This is a genomic window from Acinetobacter sp. BMW17 (assembly GCF_001592855.1).
Lineage (GTDB): Bacteria > Pseudomonadota > Gammaproteobacteria > Pseudomonadales > Moraxellaceae > Acinetobacter > Acinetobacter johnsonii.
In genome coordinates, this window is sequence record NZ_LSOD01000005.1 from 18,476 (window position 1) to 39,255 (window position 20,780).

Sequence of the window (20,780 nt, forward strand, 5' to 3'; positions counted from 1 at the left end):
CCTTATATTTTGGCTTATTTTGAAGAAAATTTTTCAATCATAAATGGTACGATGTCATCCACCGCAACCAAAGTTTGTTCAGCTGTCGCCAACTCTTTTACGGCAAACTGAGCAGCTTCCACCTCGCGCTCACCCAAAATGAGGGCAAACAATGCGCCAGACTGATCCGCTTTTTTCATTTGCGACTTCATTGAACCATGTGATCCAACTTTCAAACGAAGCGTGCTTGATGCAGCATCTAACTGGTTACGAATTTGTTCTGCAAGCACCAAAGCTTTGCCTTGAGAAGCGGGATCTGCCAATAAAAACATTTCGCAGTCACGTACAGGTGTAGCGTCTTCGACTTGCTCAAGCAACAACAATAAACGCTCCATGCCCATAGCAAAGCCAACTGCAGGTACAGACTGATCGGCCTTGCCTTTAAGCTGACCCACTAAGCCATCGTAACGACCGCCCGCACAGACTGTGCCTTGTGAACCCAAATGCGTGGTGGTCCATTCAAATACAGTTTTATTGTAATAATCTAAGCCACGCACCAGCTTTTGGTTAATCACGAAGCTCACACCTGCATCGGTTAAATACTGCTGCAAAGTGGCAAAATGCTGTAGTGTCTCCTCTCCCATAAAGTCATGCAACTTCGGCGCATTTTCTAAAATGGCTTGGGTTTTTGCATCTTTAGAGTCAAGGATACGTAGTGGGTTGGTGGTTAAACGACGCTGTGAATCTTCATCTAAATCATTTTTATGTGATTCTAAGAACTCCACCAATGCCGCACGGTAAGCTGCACGCTCATCAGACTCACCGAGAGTATTTAACTCAAGTTGAACTTTATCTGCTACACCCATGCGTTTCCACAGACGTGCCGTCATCAAAATCAGCTCAGCATCCATATCTGGGGTTGCCACACCAAAGGTTTCCACGCCGAACTGGTGGAACTGACGGTAACGACCCTTTTGCGGCTTTTCATAACGGAACATCGGCCCGATATACCAGACACGAGGCGTCGCACCGCGAAGCAAGTTATGCTCCAGCATGGCACGTACACAGCCTGCTGTTCCTTCAGGACGCAAAGTCAAAGACTCAGGCGGATTACCTTTGTCCAAGAAGGTGTACATTTCTTTTTCAACGATATCCGTTGCATCACCAATTGAGCGTTTGAACAAATTGGTTTGTTCAACAATAGGCAAACGAATTTGCTGGTAGCCATACGCATCCATCAATGATGCGAGATGCTGTTCAAGACGTCTCCACGCTGGTGTTTGCGTAGGAAGAATGTCATTAAAACCTTTGATTGCGACAATTGAACTCATGATGAACTACGGATGATCTCTTTAGATTTAGCTTCTTCAAGCTCTGAAACACGCTGACGAACCATCGTTTCGATTTCGTCAACCAACTGATTTGTGTCAATTAAATGACTCTTTTCACCATTACGATACACCAGTGAACGGGGACTTGCACCAACTACACCAATATCGGCTTCTTTGGCTTCACCCGGACCATTCACTTTACACCCAATCACCGACACATCCATTGGGGTACGAATATCTTCTAAACGCTCTTCTAGGGCTTGCATCACTGAAATTACGTTAAACTCTTGACGTGAACAACTTGGACAAGCAATGAAGTTGATTCCATTTGAACGAAGACTGAGTGATTTTAAAATATCAAAACCAATCTTAATCTCTTCTTCAGGTTCCGCTGCCAAGGAAATACGCATGGTGTCACCAATGCCATCCAACAACAAGCCGCCCAATGCAATCGCAGATTTCACTGAACCCGTACGATAAATCCCAGCTTCTGTCACACCCAGATGTAACGGATTATCAATTTGCTGTGAAAGTAGACGGTAAGCATCCATGGTTAAAAAGACATTGGATGCTTTCACTGAGACTTTGAATTCATGGAAATCTAAACGATCTAGAATATCAATATGACGCATCGCCGACTCAAGCAATGCCTGACCGGTTGGCTCACCATATTTCTTTTGAATATCTTTTTCCAGAGAACCTGCATTCACCCCAATACGCATAGAAATATCGTTATGACGTGCTGCAGCCACCACTTCACGGATTTTAGCTTCAGAGCCAATATTTCCCGGATTAATCCGTAAACAGTCCGCACCCAAGTCTGCAACACGCAGTGCAATCTTGTAATCAAAATGAATATCTGCAACCAACGGCACCGATGAACGCTTACGAATTTCACCAAAAGCCTCTGCCGCTTCCATCGTCGGTACAGAAACACGCATGATGTCCGCACCTACATCTGCACAACGCTGAATTTGCGCCAGCGTTGCTTCCACATCACAAGTTTCAGTATTGGTCATACTTTGAATGCTGATGGGTGCATCGCCACCGACATAGACTGAACCTACACGAATCTTACGAGTAGGCTTGCGTTTAATTGGATTTACAATCATTGCTTTTCCTTGATCCCATTAACGTGACAAGCGGAAATCTGCTTTTCCACCGACGGTATATGGTGACAATGAAATACTTTCATTATTTAAGCTGAGTGACACAGCAGCAGCATCATCGATACGAATCTGAAAAGGTGTCTCGCCAGCAAGCTCAAGTGTAGAGGCTTGACGCCCTGTTGCCAGTACTTTCCCAGTTGAATCGACAATATGTACAGACGTAGGACGATTGAACTCAAGTTTCAACTGATCCCCTGTGGTTGCAGCAGCCCCATTCATATTGATGATTTGTACATCAGACTCAGTCTGCGGAGTCGCAGTCTCATCTGTACTGCCTGACCAATTCTGAATCATGCCGAACAACGCTGCTAAAATCGCAATTACAACAATCGCAATCAGTCCACGTTTTAACCATTTACGGTTACGGTCACGGTTAGAACCGGGTAATTTACCCATGATTTTAATCGGTGAATTATTCAATGCGTGATTTGGCAAGAGCCCCGTATCATTGGCATAGATGTCATCAAAACGCTGAATAATCGTAGTAGCATCCACTTTTAGGAACTTCGCATAAGTACGATAGTAACCCTTAATGAAGGTCGCTTCTGGAAGCACCGTATATTCGTCCTGCTCAAGCGCAGTTAAAGTCTTGAGTGGAATATTCAACTCTTTGGCAACATCGCTTAATTCACGTTTTTGTGTAATACGAATTTGACGAAGATAATCACCCGGACGTTGGATATTTCCTAAAGCATTGCTAGAACCATTCGATTGTGGTGAATTAGGATTTACTTCCATACGGCCTCAGTAGTGTACTGTAATTGCAAATAACGTTTGTATTCTTGACTGTCTGGATACAATGCACGTAGCTGGTTGACCAGTACTTGCGAACCCATCGTGTCATGATTTGCTCGCGCAATTCGGATCCCAATCCAAAGCGCACGTGCATCTAAGTTTTTCTCGCCAACCGCTCGCACAAACTGTTCATAGTACTGCGTAGCTTCAGCATTTTGCTGACGTAAATATGAAATTTCCGCCATTTCGATCATGGCAAGATAGGCACCTGAGTTTACCTGTAGGGCTTGTTTAAAAGCAGCTTCTGCTTCCGCCACTCGACCTACTTGTATATACGCACGACCTAAATTTTCCAATGCTCGATAACGTTGATCATACCCTAAAGTTGAACCTGCAACTTGAAGTTGATCAATCGCGTCATTATAACGCCCAATTTGATATAAATACGTACCGTAGTTGTTACGAGCCTGTGCATTTTTTGGCTCAGCCGCAATTGCATGCTTAAAATAACGCTCTGCCTTTTCCACATTTTGCGGACTGCCTTCACGCTGTAACAATACGCCCATCATCATATTTGCAGATGCATCACGAGAGTCGATGTCTAATGCCTGATCCAATGTGCGTTTCGCAGCATCGTAATCATTCGACTTAATATATTCAGCCGCCAATTGCGTTCTAACTTGTACTGCTTTACTTGGATCACCTTTCGTATTCACGGTTTGGCAACCCACCAAGTACCACACTGACACACCCAGTGTCAGCGCAAGGTAAAGTTTAGAAACGGGTTTTTTCAATTGGCATCCCCTTATATTATCCTTGTGAACGTAGAATCTCGTTTTTCTCTGCTACTTTCTTTTTCCACTGCTCAGCACGACGTGTTCGATCAGCCACTTGCCCAACCAATTGTCCGCAGGCAGCATCAATATCATCACCACGCGTTTGACGAATCGTACACACAAATCCAGCATCAGACAAAGTTTTTTGGAAAGAAATAATGCGGTTGCGACTTGAACGACCATAAGGCGCATGTGGAAATGGATTAAACGGAATTAAATTAATTTTACTTGGTAAGTTCTTCAACAGTTTAATCATCTGCTGCGCATGCTCAGGATGATCATTCACCCCATCCAACATCACATATTCAATGGTGACATGCTTACGTGCACTTTCATTCCCGTCTTTAGCGATATAACGCTGACATGCTGCAATCAATTGTGCCAATGGATATTTTTTATTGATTGGAACCAATTCATTCCGTAGTTCGTCATTTGGCGCGTGTAGGGAGATTGCCAATGCAACATCAATATCTTGTGCCAATTGATCAATTTTCGGCACTACACCTGAAGTCGATAAGGTCACACGGCGCTTAGACATACCATAAGCAAAGTCATCCAGCATAATACGCATTGAGCTCAATACGGCATCATAGTTGAGTAATGGCTCGCCCATCCCCATCATCACGACGTTAGTCACCGAACGCTCACGCTCAGCTACAGGCACATCTTCCATATAAGAATAGTTTGCGACCCATAACTGACCAATAATTTCATCTGGGTTTAAGTCACGCTGAAAGCCTTGTTTACCGGTTGAACAGAATGAACAATCCAGTGCACAGCCTACTTGAGATGAAATACATAAAGTACGGCGCAAACCACTGCGATGTTCAGCAGGAATCAATACGGTTTCAACCAAAGAACCTTCGCCCTCACCAACACGAAACACCCACTTACGCGTACCATCTTTAGAATAATTTTTATGCACCACTTCTGGCGCTTTAATTTCACAAAGTTTTTCAAGTTTTTCACGTAACTTGCCTGAGATATTGGTCATCTCTGCAAAATCAGTCACAAAAAACTGGTGAATCCATTTCATCACCTGTCCTGCGCGAAACTTTTTTTCTCCCATATCTTCGAAGAATTTTTCAAGCTGCGGACGTGACATGCCAAGTAAGTTCACTTTCGCAACAGAGTTTTGCTGTGCAGGAGCGGATGGAGATTGTTGCTGTTCAGCCGAAACTGTAGAGACAGCGACCACTTCAGTACTCATGTGTATTACCTAAACCATGTCTAACGATGAAAGGAGAAGCTCAATAAACGAGCAGAAATTTATTCAGGGAATAAAAAAACCAGATAAGTATAATAACACTTATCTGGTTTGAATACTTCGAATTAACGAGTACGTGGAGCAATCTCAGTTTGAGCGAAGAAGTAGTTAACTTCACGATCAGCAGATGCTACAGAGTCAGAACCGTGAGCAGCATTTTCGTCGATGCTTACAGCGAAGTCAGCGCGGATAGTGCCTGGAGCAGCTTCTTTAGGGTTAGTTGCGCCAAGAATTTCGCGATGAGCAAGAACTGCGTTTTCGCCTTCAAGAACTGAAACAACAACTGGACCAGAAGTCATGAACGCAACTAGATCAGCAAAGAAACCACGTTCTTTGTGCTCTGCGTAGAAACCTTCAGCTTCAGTTTGAGTCAAGTGTTTCATTTTAGTTGCAACGATTTGAAGACCAGCTTTTTCAAAACGAGCAAAGATGTCACCAATGTGGTTTTTAGCAACTGCGTCTGGTTTTACGATAGATAAAGTACGTTCAATAGCCATGATTGGCTCCTTAAGTCAATGTAGACATGAAAATTTTGGCGCATTATACCGACATAATGCACAATTTTCTGCTTTTACTCTGTAAAAAGTTGCTTTTTTCGATGCAAGGATTATCGTGCTTCGTCAATCCATGCCATTTGAATTGCTTCAAGCAAACCTTCAGTCGACTTGGTCGGATCATCACTAAAGTCTGGTAAGGCACACACCCAAGCATGTAAGTCTGTAAAGCGAATCCACTGCGGATCGACATCTGGATGAGCTTCATACAACTCAATAGCAATATCAATAGTGTCTGACCAACGTAAGCCCATGGTGGAGTCTCATCACAATGTAGAAGATGCTGTACTGTAGCAAACTCTGAAATTTAAGCGCTAGTTTGTTTGAGATAAAACTGGGCTTTTTTACAACACAATATTTAAAAATGGTGCACTACAAATTAAAGTGACGGCTACCACCGCACCTATAGCCGCTCCCACCAACACATCACTTGGATAATGCAGCCCTAAAATCATGCGTGACGCGGCAACCAAAACAGTAAAAGGCAACATGAGCACCAATAAAATTGGCTGTACAAAGCCCAATAACGTACTGACCATCACCGCATGTAAAGTATGACCTGAAGGAAAACTAAAATGGTCAAGCGGTCGCTCACCCATTCGAATCACTTGATGTACTTGATAAGGTCTTGGGCGAATAGTTTTGATTTTTAAAACTTTATAAATTAAAGTCCCGCACAATGAACCAAGAACCAAATACACGATTTGTAAACTGTAGACCAATCCTTGCAACAACCAAGTTAAAGCCAACATCGTGTACCAAAAGATGCCATCTCCCAATCGACTGATCCGCTTAAAAAAATTGGCTACAGCATGCGAATGGGAAAAATGATTGAGATAGACACAGCCTTTTAAATCTAAATCTAATATTCTTATTTTTGCAGTTTTAAGATTCATACCACTTCTCCTTAACAACAATGTTGAAAGTTCAGCTGGAAAATCATTGTTATATGACGATTTAATTCATCAAAATCGCTTCTCGTTAAGCTCATATTAAAGGGTGTTTTTGACAGTTTAATGATTTAAATTAAAACCTATCGAAATTACCCAACTCATCTTTATCACTGACACTTTTAAAACAGCTATTGGTTAAGGTGCTGCCTTAATATTTGCCACGTGATATAAGGCTTGCTCAAACTGTTTTACAGGATACTGCCAGCCCACACTTTCAATGTCCTGACGCGCTTGAGTTCCCATACATCTAAGCACCTTTTGCTCTGGCAACTGAATAATAGTTTGCATAAAGTGTGCCACTTGTCCAAAAGGACTCAACCACCCTGTTATACCTTGCTTGATATAACGCTGCGGACTGGCATAGTTATAGGCCACCACAGGTAAGCCACTGGCCATGGCTTCGAGTACCACATTACCAAAAGTCTCTATTTGACTAGCAAAAACAAAAGCATCTGCACTAGCGTAGGCTTGGGCGAGTGACTGCCCTGTTAAGCTTCCTGTAAAAATAACATCTGAGCCATTTGCTATCTCGGTTAAGCGCTTACGATCTGGCCCATCCCCCACAATCACCATTTTCAACTTGCGCGATTGCTGCTTCTTGATATTCAAATAACTTTGAATGAGCACATCGACTTCTTTTTCTGGAGATAAACGTCCCACATATAGCAACACAGAAGTATTGGCATCTGCTTGCCAACGCTGACGCAATTGTTCTGAGCGATGCTCTGGATGGAAGCGAGTTGTATCGACCCCTCGTCCAACCTCAACCAAAGGACAAGTCACTCCAAAGGCCTGGAGTTGATTTAACGTCGTTTGACTCGGCACACAGGTGAGCACCGTATGGTTATGAAACCAGCGGAGATAGCTTTCAATTGGCTTAACCAGCAAAGCCAAATCAAAGAAGCGACTAAAATCATGAAAAGTTGAATGAAAGCCACTCGACACTGGAATTTGATGTGCTTGAGCAGCATACAGTGCCGTCAACCCCAACGGTCCTTCCGTCACAATATGGACCACATCTGGTGCGAAGCGTTCAATCGCTTTGCTGACTTTGACATACTGTGGCATACCAAACTGCATGTCGGCATATTTAGGAATACTTTTTGCCCAGACCAAACACTCCTGTTCTGCCTGAAAGTCGGTACATATAGTTTTTTGTATTGGGCGGATGAGCTGAATACGATGCCCCAGTTTTTGTAAACCTTTACACAGTTGTAATAAAGAGTTCGCAACACCATTGATTTCTGGTGACCATGTTTCCGTCACAATGGTTATTTTCAACTTGGGCTTGAGTGTTTCCTGAAGGATAGAAAGTTCTTGCTGAATATTATGCTGATGTTGTTGCTTGAGATAAAACCGCTGTGGTTCTGGGAAATTGTGCTGTTTGAATAATTTTGTTGTCATTGAACCGATCATGTTATTCCAAACTTTTCTTATTTTCCTACAAGTTTAGTTAAACTTTTTGACAGTTTGATGATGATTACAAAAACTCAACCTTATTTCTGCAATCACCTGTGATTTATTAAATACATCATCAAAACACCATATTTACAAATACGGTATCTCTATATTTACCAGCTGGTGTAGTCGCTGTTATACGCTCCGTAAGGCGTACTGCTACAACATAATTGTTTTTACCTGCCCCCTGTTCTGTTGGGATATTCCAAATATTATCCATAGCACCCGAAACTGTCATACGAGTCCTTAATTTAACTGGTCCATTATTCAAAAAACTATTTCCTGAAGCATCTTGTAAATTCCGACTATTAAAACGGATCCGATATTTTCCTGTGCAGTTCACACTAAATGAGCTTGCTGCCTGACTATTATAGTAACTAGCCAAACGCATATTCGGTTCACTAACTCGCCCCATCTCGCAACGACTAGGATTTGCGAAGATGACTGTAGAAAACAATGCTGTCGAGAGTAATAATAATGTTCTCATCTCGAATACTCCTATTATTTGCACTGCAATGTAATTAACTCTGGTGATTGATTTTCAACTTTCTTAGGCACTGTAAGTGCTGTTTGACATGAACGACCACCACTGGTTCGTACTTTTAACTTATAATTACCTTCAACCAAACCATATAACATCACGGTACCATCCGTACCAATTGGGTAAATATCTGCTTCTGGGGTATCAATCTCAACCTCACTCCCTGCGACAAAAGCATCCCCTTGTTCATCTAAAATTTTCACCAATATCTGTTGCGTATCGAACACTTGAAAATTAATCGTGTAGCCACGCTGCCCCAATGCAACTAAACGATATGCAGCATTCGGTACTTTGCTTTCAATCGGCAACTGATTTGCATCAAACGAAATGTCGTAGTTAATATAAGGAACGATATCGTGTACAAATGCATACCCTTCCTCATTGGTTTTTCCAACAGGTGACATCGAACGTAAAACATCAATATCCTTGCGATCTCCCACCTTAACTAAAGCAAAAGCATTGTCCACGGCACTAGTCATTGCATATTGACCACCTAACAAAACTACAGCCCCTCTAAAATTAACTTGTCCAGAGTAATCCGTATCGCTCTTCAAGTAGTTGATCGTCAAATCCCCAACTTCAGTCGATAAGCCACCATAAGTGTTAAACACCGCTTCATCATTACGATAGTCAACACCAACTGCATAATTTGCACCATACTCTCCAAATGAATTCTGAATATAGCGAATACCTCCAGATTTATTTGTCCCTACATCTGCTTGAACACGCCGACCAGCACCAAAATTATAGGAAAATGAGATAAAAGCACCTGAGTTATCGGAATCACCAAATTCTTGAAAGTAGTTTGCGGTATACATTAGTCTCGGTGTAATTTCTTGGCTTACACCGACAGTCAGCATTTTTCGGTCTTCAACATTAAATAACGCGTTATCTGATTCGTATTGAATTTGTTCGATATAATTTACATTTAGATTTTTAAAAATTGGGAAGTTCGGTATGCTGAAATAAGCCATATTTTCAAATTTTGGGAAAACATGATTATCTTCATAACCTAAAGCGCGATAGTCTTTGGTTGCATATTTAGAACTTGCACCAAAGTTAAATTTACCAAAGTTCCGATTAACAGCTATACCTGCTGAGAAGCCATCTTCAACATCTGTTTGACTACCCAACAAAATACTGTCCAGTACAAACCACCTGTTTACAGCTTGCGTCCAAAGCAAGCCCGCACTTCGAATTTCATCGCTATATGTTGCACTTGCACCTAGTGTTGTTCTGCTTGTCATGCCTCGACGAAAATAGACCGAAGTAAAAAAATCACGATAGTCACCATTACTTTCATCATAATTAAAACGCAACTTCCCAAATGAGATGTTGTAGTCATTCAACCCTTCTCTAAGCAATTTATTACTAATAAGTACAGGAAAACTACGTACTGTCGTATTTCCAAGTACATCTTGCACAACCATTTGCGCCGTACCTGCACTTTCAATACTTGCACCTGTTTGTAAATTAAAATCCCCAGGCGAGATTTTTTTCTGATAAATATTTACGCCATCAATATATAAATCAACCGTTGATGGAAGAACGGCACTACCTCTTAGACTCGGAATGTTCCAATAAACGTAATCAGGACGCGATACATAATCCGTCCCAAAGCTGATTCCGCCAAAACGCACCCCATTAATAAGTGCACTATAAGGAGAGGTTGTATCCCCTATAATTAGTTTTGTCGCACTTTTAGCAAAATCAATTTCAAGGCTACTATTTAAGCGAACAAACTCCTCTTCTTCAAAATCAAAGCCTTTATTATTTCGATAGACTGCATTATTCCTTAAAATCCAATTATCTTTAAAAACACCAAGTTCAGGTAATGCTCCAAAATTTTCATCCTGTTTGTTTTTTTCATAATTTAGGTCGTAATTTAAAAATGCGCCAAAGTTTGCTTTCATCGGCTGAGCAATACTGTCTTCATCGGCAGAGCCAGCGAAAAACTTAGCAGGAAGTGTCAATTTTATGGCTTGTAAACCTGAATCAAATTCTGTTTGGATATCATTATCACTGACTAAGCAAAAACTATTTTTTACTGAGTGGTGCTTAAACAACCCCATATTAAGCTGTAATTTTTCAAGGTCTTGGCACTCTACATAATAGAGATTGTTTTCTGTCAGCAATAACACTTCACTTTTGCGATCCACTCCATTCACCCAAATATTTGTTGGAAACAAATCATCGGGTAAAGTCACTGGCTCTGCATGAACAGAATTTGCACATAAAATACAATATAGAAGCAACGTGATTCTGTTCATAGCCGCTACTCAACTAAATTAAACTCCAAGGGGGTATCTCCCTTATCAGTCTCTACAACAACCTTATAATTATTCGCACCGAGTATTGGTGCACTTCCTAAATCGTAATGATTTTTCCCCAGAGCCAAGAGATACTTCATATCTGCCGATTCTGCGACCACCTTTTTATTTTTATCCATAACATAGAGCTTTTGGATTTGAATATGCGATTTTGCTAAATTTTCAACATTTATAATGGTACGGCCATTTTGCTTTTTAGCAATAAATTTTAAATAAGCAGGTTCTTGTTTACCAACAAAAAAAGGGACATTCAAGCTAAGCAATAGTGCAATTTTAGATTCATCATTTGTAACCTGCGGTAGTTCTGTAAAGATAATACGCCAAGTTTCTTCTTGGCTTAAATTCATACTTTCTACTGATTGTGTAAAACCGACCCGGACCATTTGTTTTGAATTTGGTTTCAAAATAAAGTTCTTCGGGTTAATGATGATATTGGATACTGGAGAGTAAATATCTTCTCCATTCTCACCCTGTGTCCACTTAACAGCTTGTGCTTCAAATATACGTGGAGACTCATCATCCCCTTTAGATTCTAGTGTAAAAGTTGAACTCCGTTGCTTCGACTTATCAGTTAAATACAACTGCACTGGGCTAATCGAAATGCCAGCATATAGTTGAGTATTGAAAAGGAAAGCAACTAGAATTATTAACAACGCTTTAATAGACGGATTCATACAGCCCCCTAATACTTATAATTTTTTATAATTCTTCGAACAAGAAGAAGTTGACCCTATCTACGTAGAATCAACTTCTGAGTATACAATTAGTAAGTTACTTTAATAAATAGCGTATCTTTATAAGTACCAGCACGTTGGGTACCAGAAATGGCAGTTTTTGGCGAAACATTAACCGTAAAGTTATCCGTAGACATACCTGCTACAGGTGTTGAACCGATTGGGTAACTTGTACCCCCTTTCGTCGTTTTAACTGTTGTAAAAACTTTGTCCGTAGTGGTCGCATGTTTAACAAAAGTATCCGCGCTTGTACCCGCATTAAGCGTAGACAAGTTCAAACTATATGGCGTGTTTGTCACCACAGTGAAACCACTTGACCCAGTATAACTCTCTTCAACCAGTTTAATATCTTTACCCACTTTCAACTCGCACGCTTTAAGAATCTCTAACTCAATATCGATTTCACCTTCACATGGTGCACCGCCACATTGTTTAGATTCTTTTTTTGGTGCTGCATAAATTGCTGTTGAACTTACACCAAACACAACTGCAATTAATGATGCTTGAATTAACTTATTCATAGCCATTCTCCGAGATGTTTATTATTAAAACTAGATTAGTTGTTATGATTACACTTAAAAAAACTGGGCCTTTATGGGCTACCAAGCTTGTTTAAACGTAATCTCATTCTAATTATTTTGTATAAAAAGCCATCTATACAGCCTTTTTCACCTAAAAAAACAGTAGCTTTTCGAAGCACCAAATAATAAATTCAAGCTGTTGTATTTATTAAAATACTTTCATTTTATTAGATTCATTTCTACCTAGGAATAGTTACACCACTTCTAGTGATGCTTTATTTTAGTGCATTTTAATATTCAAACTAACCCACTGTTTTATCTTAGAAATTTTAAATATTTTAGACTTACATTTAATTACATATTTGAGTAAATAACTTCCTAAATCATTAAAAACTCTATTTCCCCCCTTTTTTTTATTACACATTTCACTTATTTTTTTAATTTACATCGATCAGCTTTCTAGCGTCCAAAGTTTATTCACATGCTATTTACCCAGTTTTAGGGATTGAACAACATGACTAAAATCACACAATCAACCACAAACTTACACAAACCACCATTTTAGAAATCTAAAACTCACTCTAAAAACCCAAACGTAATGATAAGTACACTTTTTTGAGAGTTTCATTTATTGCAATAAAGCCCATGGATACGTTATTAATCCAACAGTTTTTCACAGTGTACGCTGCCATCTATCTAGCACTGAAATGGAATTATCATTGACTCCATCTAACAATTTTGAACACGGGTTATATCAACTTATAACTGTGTACCAATAGCCATATCATCACCCTATTTATACTCACATCTTTTTAATTAATAGCTTTGCCCTACATAAAACATAATAGTAGATCAATAAAAAGACCCTGCCGAGGCAGGGTCTTTTTATTTAAAATCAGCTAGATCAAAAATGTAGCTCTTTTCTTTATCTACAACCCTGTTTGCTTGAATCTAAGGCATAAAAAAGAGGAAAGCATTGCTTTCCTCTTTTTGTAAAGTACAGAAACTTAGTTCTTTTCTTTATCGACGATTTTGTTCGCTTGAATCCAAGGCATCATTGCACGTAACTTACCACCTGTTACTTCAATGCCATGCGCTGCGTTTTGACGACGACGAGCAGTCATTGATGGGTAGTTCAACGCACCTTCGTTGATGAACATTTTTGCATATTCACCAGATTGAATACGTTTAAGTGCATTACGCATCGCTTCACGAGACTGTTCGTTGATGACTTCAACACCAGTTACGTATTCGCCATATTCAGCGTTGTTAGACACTGAATAGTTCATGTCCGCGATACCACCCTCAAACATCAAATCAACGATTAGCTTAAGTTCGTGTAAGCATTCGAAGTAAGCCATTTCAGGTGCATAACCTGCTTCTACCAAAGTTTCGAAGCCCATTTTCACAAGTTCTACTGCACCACCACAAAGAACTGCTTGCTCACCAAATAAGTCAGTTTCAGTTTCTTCACGGAATGAAGTCTCGATAATACCTGTACGACCACCACCTACACCAGAAGCATAAGAAAGTGCTAGGTTACGTGCATTACCAGACGCATCTTGATGAATCGCGATTAAGTCAGGAACACCCGAACCACGCTGGTATTCAGAACGTACTGTATGACCTGGTGCTTTTGGTGCAACCATGATTACGTCAAGATCAGCACGTGGAACAACTTGGTTATAAAGAACAGAGAAACCATGAGCAAATGCTAAAGTCGCACCTTCTTTAATGTTTGGTTCGATCACATCACGATAAAGTTGTGATTGGAACTCATCTGGAGTCAAGATCATGACAACGTCAGCTTGAGCAACTGCAGCAGGAACTTCAGCAACTTTAAGACCTGAATTTTCAGCTTTTTTCCAAGAAGTAGAACCAGCACGTAGACCTACAGTTACGTCTACACCAGAATCTTTAAGGTTAAGCGCGTGTGCGTGACCTTGTGAACCGTAACCAATGATCGCTACTTTCTTAGATTGGATGATAGATAAGTCGCAGTCTTTATCGTAAAAAATTTGCATTGCTGTCTCCGCTAAAATGCTTGGTATTCTGTAATTCCATCAAGGGGTTTATTGTTTGATGAAATCCCCCTCTTTCTAAAAAGGAGGTTGAATCGTGTTAATGAATTAAATGGTTAAAACTTTTTCGCCACGCGCGATGCCTGAAACACCTGAGCGTACAACTTCAAGGATGGTGTTTTCTGCGAGTGCATCAATAAAACCATCAATTTTTTCAGTCGTACCCGCGATTTGAATGGTGTAAGTCGTTGGGGTGACATCAACAATTTGCGCACGGAAAATGTCCGCAGTTCGTTTGATTTCAGCACGTGCCGAGCCAAGTGATTTGACTTTAATCAACATCAACTCACGCTCAATGTGCGCACCTTCAGACAGATCAACCACTTTCACCACTTCAACCAATTTGTTGAGCTGTTTGGTGATTTGTTCAATTTTATGGTCATCGCCATAAGTCGTTAATGTCAAACGAGATAAGGTTGGATCTTCGGTTGGTGCAACATTTAAAGTCTCAATGTTATAACCACGTTGAGAAAACAAACCCACCAAACGAGAAAGCGCACCAGCTTCGTTTTCTACAAGTACAGAGATAATGTGTCTCATGACGTGCGCTCCCCTTTACCTAACCACATATCTTGCATTGACTGACCTGCAATAAGCATTGGATAAACATGCTCTGTACGGTCAACCATCACATTAATAAATACGCATTTATCGTTGATCGCCATTGCTTCAGCAAGCTTCGACTCTAGCTCATCCGCATGGTCAATTTGAATACCAACATGACCATATGCTTCCATCAATTTAGGGAAGTCAGGTAATGAGTCGATATAAGAACTTGAGTGACGTCCTTCATAGTTCATATCTTGCCACTGCTTCACCATCCCTAAAGCTTGGTTATTCAAGCAGAGGATTTTTACGTTTAGGCCATATTGCTTACAGGTCGAAAGCTCTTGGATACACATCTGAATCGATGCTTCACCTGTGATACACACCACTTGTTGGTCAGGGAAAGCCAATTTCGCCGCCATCGCATAGGGTAAACCAACACCCATGGTGCCTAGGCCACCTGAGTTAATCCATTGGCGTGGACGTTTATACTTATAATAGTTCGCACCAAACATTTGATGCTGACCTACGTCAGAAGTAATGATCGCATCACCATTGGTGATTTTATCCAGTGCTTCCACCACTTGTTGTGGTTTCATTACGCCGTTTGCACCTGACTCATAACGCATGCCATGAACTTTACGCCATTCATTGATTTGCGCCCACCAAGCAGCGATATCTTCAGGATTTGGTTTAGACACATTCATTTGTTTCAACTGTGTCAACATTTCTTGAAGGACAGGTTCTACCGCACCCACGATCGGGATATGCGCCATGATGGTTTTTGAAATCGTTGCAGGGTCGATATCAATATGAATCACTTTGGCATTTGGACAGAATTTTGCTGGGTTATTGGTTACACGATCATCAAAACGCGCACCGATACACAAAATCACATCAGCATTGTGCATGGTCATATTGGCTTCATAGGTACCATGCATACCCAACATGCCAATAAACTGTGGATCATTACCTGGAAATGCACCAAGCCCCATTAAGGTATTGGTCACTGGGAAGCCCAAAATATGTGCCAGTTCAGTCAATTGTGCAGAAGCATTACCTTGAACCACACCACCGCCAGTATAAATCACAGGACGTTTAGCATGAATCAGCTCTTCAATCGCTTTACGAATTTGACCTGAGTGACCACGATGCGGCGGTTGATACGAACGCATCTTCACTTTTTCTGGGTATTCGTAAGCAAATTTCTCAGCAGGATTGGTTGCATCTTTTGGAATATCGACCACAACTGGACCCGGACGACCAGAAGCTGCAATATAAAATGCCTTCTTAATAATCGAAGGAATTTCGCTGGCATGGCGCACTTGGAAACTATGTTTTACGATCGGACGAGAAATACCGACCATATCTGTTTCTTGGAATGCATCTTCACCAATTAAATGTGACGCAACCTGACCAGACAAAATCACCATTGGGATTGAGTCCATATAAGCCGTTGCAATTGGAGTCACAGTATTGGTTGCACCCGGACCTGAAGTCACGAGGACCACACCCGTCTTACCTGTTACGCGTGAGTAAGCATCTGCCATATGGCCAGCAGCTTGTTCATGGCGTACGAGGTAATGATTGATTTTGTCTTGTTGAAAGAACGCGTCGTAGATATGTAAAACTGCGCCGCCTGGATATCCAAATACATGTTCAACGCCTTCGTCCGCCAATGCGCGAACGAGCATTTCACCACCAGATAAAAGTTCCAACGTGATTCACCCTAATCTTTATCACTGCAATGGTGGAAGGCACCAGCAGTGTTTCATTCATTGATTGTCTGCACTGTTATAGCACACATATTTCTTAGTTTTCATAGCAATAGGAAAAAATTCTGATCTGTATGCTGTTTAAGCAATATGAGATCTAAAACGTGTTGGGATAAACACATTTTTTTACTTTGTTCACGGTCTCGGCTAGAAAGCGTGTCCATTGCATGAAATGACACTTTATCGAAGGGTGATCGAGTAAAGGCATATAAAACTAAAGACAGCATTTTTAGGAGTTTCGTGACTAAAGTCAAGTTTAAAAATTAGCTTTTTTTTGTTTATTTACAGAGCGTTTATTTTTTATTCATCGCGGACAAAGAAAACTGAACCGCTTTTTCTTGGTTTTTTAGTGCAAAAACAAATAGATTTCTATTTCACTGAATTTATTAATAAAAAAACATAATAAAACCCATAAATAAGTTTAATAAGATATCCCCCCAATTTACACCCAACATCTATCTCAGATTTTTTCAGTTTTAAATATAGATCAGCATTTGCTCATCAGTTTTTAGCACAACCTTCTGATTTTCATACTGTGCCATGACGCATATTTCACGCATTAAACTGAGGATTTGACCTGCAAAATATTTCAAAAAACTCAGATGAAAAATGCATCAAACACTGCTTATTATTCTCAAATTAGCATAAAATAACGACAACGATAAACCCGATAAAATCCAATGACTCCGGATATAAAAAGGACAATGGTAGATGAGTATTCAGTTTGCAAAAATGGCAGCATGTTTGGTGGGGATGGCGCTTGCAATGGGCAGTACACAAAGCTTTGCCAAGACGTATTATAAGTGGGTTGACAGCCAAGGCTCGACACATTACACCACGACACCTCCACCCAAAACAGCAAAGAAAAAAGGCAAAGTCGATACCTATGGCTGGAAAAATTCGCCACCAGCTGCTTCACCGGAAGCACCTCCACCTGCCAATATGCCAAATACCGTACCAGCTCCCCCCAATGCTGTACCAAGTGTTGCCCCAGCACCAGCGGTTGATTTAGAAAATCAACGACGTGAAGCGAATGAAGCACTTCAACGAGGCCAACAAGCTCGCCCTGCGGTTTAATCATTCCGTACGGTTCCAGATTTATTTTCAGCTTGTTTAATTTCCTGCACAAAACATAGCGCAAAATTCACTTTTAGGTGCATTTTGCGCTATGCTGTGCAACAAACTTTTTAACCATTGTTCTACATACGTATATGACTACTCACATTGACCCTGAATATCAAGCGAGCGCGATTGAACCTACCGTCCAACAAGACTGGGAAGCTCGTAAAGCCTTTAAAGTTGCCGACTCTGTAGAAGGTCCACGTCGTTATATCCTCTCGATGTTCCCTTATCCAAGTGGCAAACTGCATATGGGTCATGTGCGTAACTACACTATTGGTGATGTCATCAGCCGTTTCCACCGTCTCAAAGGGGAAACTGTCCTGCAACCTATGGGTTGGGATGCTTTTGGTTTACCTGCTGAAAACGCTGCGATTGCACACCAAGTTGCACCTGCGAAATGGACCTTTGAAAACATCGCATATATGCGTGACCAATTAAAAAAATTAGGTCTATCCGTCGATTGGGATCGTGAGTTTGCGACCTGTACCCCTGAATATTACCGCTGGGAACAGTGGTTGTTCGTACAACTGTACAAAAAAGGCTTGATCTATCGTAAGCTTTCAACTGTGAACTGGGACCCTGTAGATCAGACAGTTTTAGCCAATGAACAAGTTGAAAATGGTCGTGGCTGGCGTTCAGGTGCATTGGTTGAAAAACGTGATATTCCAATGTATTACTTCCGCATTACCGACTATGCACAAGAATTATTAGACGATTTAGATACCTTAAAAGATGGTTGGCCACAACAAGTCTTGACCATGCAACGTAACTGGATTGGTCGCTCACAAGGGATGGATATCACCTTCCCTTCAGCGAATCCTGAAATTTACGCAGACGGCCTTACTGTATTCACCACACGTGCTGACACCTTAATGGGTGTGACTTATGTTGCAGTTGCAGCAGAACATCCAATGGCGCTGAAAGCCGCTGAAAGCAATGATGCTTTAAAAGCGTTTATTGAAGAATGCCGTATGGGTTCAGTCGCAGAAGCTGACTTAGCTACCGCTGAAAAGAAAGGTATGGCAACAGGTCTGTCTGTGAAGCATCCTGTCACAGGTGAAGACATTCCTGTTTGGATTGCCAACTACGTGTTGATGTCTTATGGCTCTGGCGCTGTGATGGCTGTACCTGCACACGACGAACGTGATTTTGAATTTGCCAATAAATACGGCTTAACCATTAAACAAGTGATTGATGCTCAAGGTGCAGACGATGCAGACTTTGATGCTGCACAATGGCAAGAATGGTACGGCTCTAAAGAAGGTAAATTGGTCAATTCTGCTGAATTTGACGGTTTAGACTTCCAAGCTGCTTATGATGCGTTCCTTGCGAAATTAGAACCAACAACTCTTGCAAGCACGAAAGTTCAGTTCCGTTTACGTGACTGGGGTGTATCGCGTCAGCGTTATTGGGGTTGCCCAATTCCAATGATCAACTGTGAAAAATGTGGTCAGGTTCCTGTACCTGAAGAGCAACTTCCAGTGGTCTTACCAACTGATGTCGTACCTGATGGCTCGGGTAACCCATTGAACAAGATGCCTGAGTTTTATCAAACCACTTGCCCAAGCTGTGGTGGCGACGCACGTCGTGAAACCGATACTTTAGATACCTTTGTAGAGTCATCTTGGTACTATGCACGTTACGCATCTCCTGATTTTACTGATGGTTTAGTTAAACCTGAAGCTGCTCAAACATGGCTTCCAGTAAATCAATACATCGGTGGTGTTGAACACGCGATTCTACACTTACTTTATGCACGCTTCTTCCACAAATTAATGCGTGATGAAGGCGTAGTACAAGGCAATGAGCCATTTACCAACCTGTTAACTCAAGGTATGGTTTTGGCAGACACTTATTACCGTGAAGCTGAATCAGGCAAGAAAACTTGGTTTAACCCTGCGGATATCGACCTCGAACGTGATGAGAAAGGTCGTATTCTGTCTGCGAAATACCAAGGTGATGGTCAGGACGTGATTGTTGGCGGCCAAGAGAAAATGTCGAAATCGAAAAATAACGGTATCGACCCACAAGCCATTATTGATCAGTACGGTGCAGATACGGCACGTGTGTTCATGATGTTTGCAGCTCCACCAGATCAATCACTTGAATGGTCTGATGCAGGTGTAGAAGGCGCAAACCGTTTCTTGAAACGTGTATGGCGTTTGGTTGCCAGCTTCCTTGAAAAAGGCAATGCAGCCTCTGCAATTGATACTGCTCAACTGTCTACAGAAGCACAAGACTTACGTCGTAAAACGCATGAAACCATTCAAAAAGTGGGTGATGACATCGAACGCCGCCATGCCTTTAACACGGCTATTGCAGCAATGATGGAACTGTTAAATGCGAACAACAAATTTGAAGCGAAAAATGATAATGATGTTGCGGTTGCTCGTGAATCGATTACGACGCTTTTAACTTTACTTGCGCCATTTGCACCACATTTAAGCCAGACTTTATTGGCTGAATTTGGACTGGACTTAACCAGTGTATTGTTCCCGACTGTAGATGAATCTGCACTCACACGTAATACGCAAACGATTGTGGTGCAAATCAATGGTAAATTACGTGGCAAATTAGAAGTGTCTGTGGATACATCAAAAGATGAATTATTGGCACTTGCGAAAGCCTTACCAGAAGTACAACAATTCTTAACTGGTCCAACCAAGAAAGAAATTGTCGTGCCTAATAAATTAGTGAATTTGGTGGTTTAACTTAATCTCCCTTACTCCCTCTTTATGAAAGAGGGAAACTCCTCCACTGCTGTCCCATAGTTTGCTTTAAATAAAAAAACCTGAGTCCTAACAGTTAAAATATGAGTGCAAACAAACACTTTAACGACCAGGATTCA

General features: G+C 41.2%; 18 protein-coding genes. 2 read left to right on the forward strand and 16 right to left on the reverse strand.

Translation table 11 applies throughout. From position 1 onward, the window contains the following. Positions 1-14: 14 nt before the first annotated feature. From hisS to AXW61_RS00625, 16 genes are all read right to left on the reverse strand, one after another. Positions 15-1,310: a histidine--tRNA ligase gene (hisS, locus tag AXW61_RS00550; protein ID WP_062031308.1), complete on the reverse strand. Its 1,296-nt coding sequence runs from the start codon at positions 1,308-1,310 to the stop codon at positions 15-17. Then, positions 1,307-2,422 (reverse strand): flavodoxin-dependent (E)-4-hydroxy-3-methylbut-2-enyl-diphosphate synthase, encoded by a 1,116-nt coding sequence (gene ispG, locus AXW61_RS00555; protein WP_004697677.1) that lies wholly within the window; start codon positions 2,420-2,422, stop codon positions 1,307-1,309. Before ispG ends, hisS begins: the two co-directional genes overlap by 4 nt. An 18-nt stretch (positions 2,423-2,440) precedes the next feature. Beyond that, the gene (locus AXW61_RS00560; protein WP_062031311.1) at positions 2,441-3,217 is read right to left on the reverse strand and encodes a helix-turn-helix domain-containing protein; all 777 of its coding nucleotides are present in this window, start codon (positions 3,215-3,217) and stop codon (positions 2,441-2,443) included. Beyond that, complete coding sequence (gene pilW, locus AXW61_RS00565; protein ID WP_062031315.1) at positions 3,208-4,008, reverse strand: type IV pilus biogenesis/stability protein PilW; 801 nt, start codon at positions 4,006-4,008, stop codon at positions 3,208-3,210. Before pilW ends, AXW61_RS00560 begins: the two co-directional genes overlap by 10 nt. A gap of 16 nt (positions 4,009-4,024) precedes the next feature. Further along, positions 4,025-5,260 (reverse strand): 23S rRNA (adenine(2503)-C(2))-methyltransferase RlmN, encoded by a 1,236-nt coding sequence (rlmN, locus tag AXW61_RS00570; protein WP_004697671.1) that lies wholly within the window; start codon positions 5,258-5,260, stop codon positions 4,025-4,027. 122 nt (positions 5,261-5,382) lie between these two features. Further along, positions 5,383-5,814, reverse strand: coding sequence for a nucleoside-diphosphate kinase (gene ndk / locus AXW61_RS00575; protein ID WP_004983508.1), 432 nt, complete (start codon positions 5,812-5,814; stop codon positions 5,383-5,385). Between the two features lie 110 nt (positions 5,815-5,924). After that, on the reverse strand, positions 5,925-6,125 hold the full coding sequence (gene iscX / locus AXW61_RS00580; protein WP_004697668.1) for a Fe-S cluster assembly protein IscX: 201 nt from the start codon (positions 6,123-6,125) through the stop codon (positions 5,925-5,927). A gap of 90 nt (positions 6,126-6,215) precedes the next feature. Beyond that, on the reverse strand, positions 6,216-6,767 hold the full coding sequence (locus AXW61_RS00585; RefSeq protein ID WP_062031318.1) for a phosphatase PAP2 family protein: 552 nt from the start codon (positions 6,765-6,767) through the stop codon (positions 6,216-6,218). Positions 6,768-6,959: 192 nt separating this feature from the next. After that, positions 6,960-8,240: a glycosyltransferase family 1 protein gene (locus AXW61_RS00590; RefSeq protein WP_062031322.1), complete on the reverse strand. Its 1,281-nt coding sequence runs from the start codon at positions 8,238-8,240 to the stop codon at positions 6,960-6,962. Positions 8,241-8,358: 118 nt separating this feature from the next. After that, positions 8,359-8,769: a hypothetical protein gene (locus AXW61_RS00595; protein WP_062031325.1), complete on the reverse strand. Its 411-nt coding sequence runs from the start codon at positions 8,767-8,769 to the stop codon at positions 8,359-8,361. Positions 8,770-8,783: 14 nt separating this feature from the next. Beyond that, complete coding sequence (locus AXW61_RS00600; RefSeq protein ID WP_062031328.1) at positions 8,784-11,093, reverse strand: fimbria/pilus outer membrane usher protein; 2,310 nt, start codon at positions 11,091-11,093, stop codon at positions 8,784-8,786. A gap of 5 nt (positions 11,094-11,098) precedes the next feature. Continuing rightward, a complete protein-coding gene (locus tag AXW61_RS00605) occupies positions 11,099-11,827 on the reverse strand; it encodes a fimbria/pilus periplasmic chaperone (RefSeq protein WP_062031331.1) in 729 nt (242 codons plus the stop codon). Between the two features lie 89 nt (positions 11,828-11,916). Then, complete coding sequence (locus AXW61_RS00610) at positions 11,917-12,408, reverse strand: hypothetical protein (protein ID WP_062031333.1); 492 nt, start codon at positions 12,406-12,408, stop codon at positions 11,917-11,919. A gap of 1,007 nt (positions 12,409-13,415) precedes the next feature. After that, a complete protein-coding gene (ilvC, locus tag AXW61_RS00615; protein WP_004983494.1) occupies positions 13,416-14,432 on the reverse strand; it encodes a ketol-acid reductoisomerase in 1,017 nt (338 codons plus the stop codon). Positions 14,433-14,537: 105 nt separating this feature from the next. Next, positions 14,538-15,029: an acetolactate synthase small subunit gene (gene ilvN, locus AXW61_RS00620; protein ID WP_004697653.1), complete on the reverse strand. Its 492-nt coding sequence runs from the start codon at positions 15,027-15,029 to the stop codon at positions 14,538-14,540. Continuing rightward, positions 15,026-16,753: an acetolactate synthase 3 large subunit gene (locus AXW61_RS00625; RefSeq protein ID WP_035327125.1), complete on the reverse strand. Its 1,728-nt coding sequence runs from the start codon at positions 16,751-16,753 to the stop codon at positions 15,026-15,028. Before AXW61_RS00625 ends, ilvN begins: the two co-directional genes overlap by 4 nt. A gap of 768 nt (positions 16,754-17,521) precedes the next feature. On the opposite strand from AXW61_RS00625, the gene AXW61_RS00630 reads away from it, so the two are divergent. Continuing rightward, the gene (locus AXW61_RS00630; RefSeq protein WP_062031335.1) at positions 17,522-17,887 is read left to right on the forward strand and encodes a DUF4124 domain-containing protein; all 366 of its coding nucleotides are present in this window, start codon (positions 17,522-17,524) and stop codon (positions 17,885-17,887) included. Between the two features lie 134 nt (positions 17,888-18,021). Continuing rightward, on the forward strand, positions 18,022-20,643 hold the full coding sequence (gene leuS, locus AXW61_RS00635) for a leucine--tRNA ligase (RefSeq protein WP_062031338.1): 2,622 nt from the start codon (positions 18,022-18,024) through the stop codon (positions 20,641-20,643). The last annotated feature ends 137 nt before the right edge of the window (positions 20,644-20,780 follow it).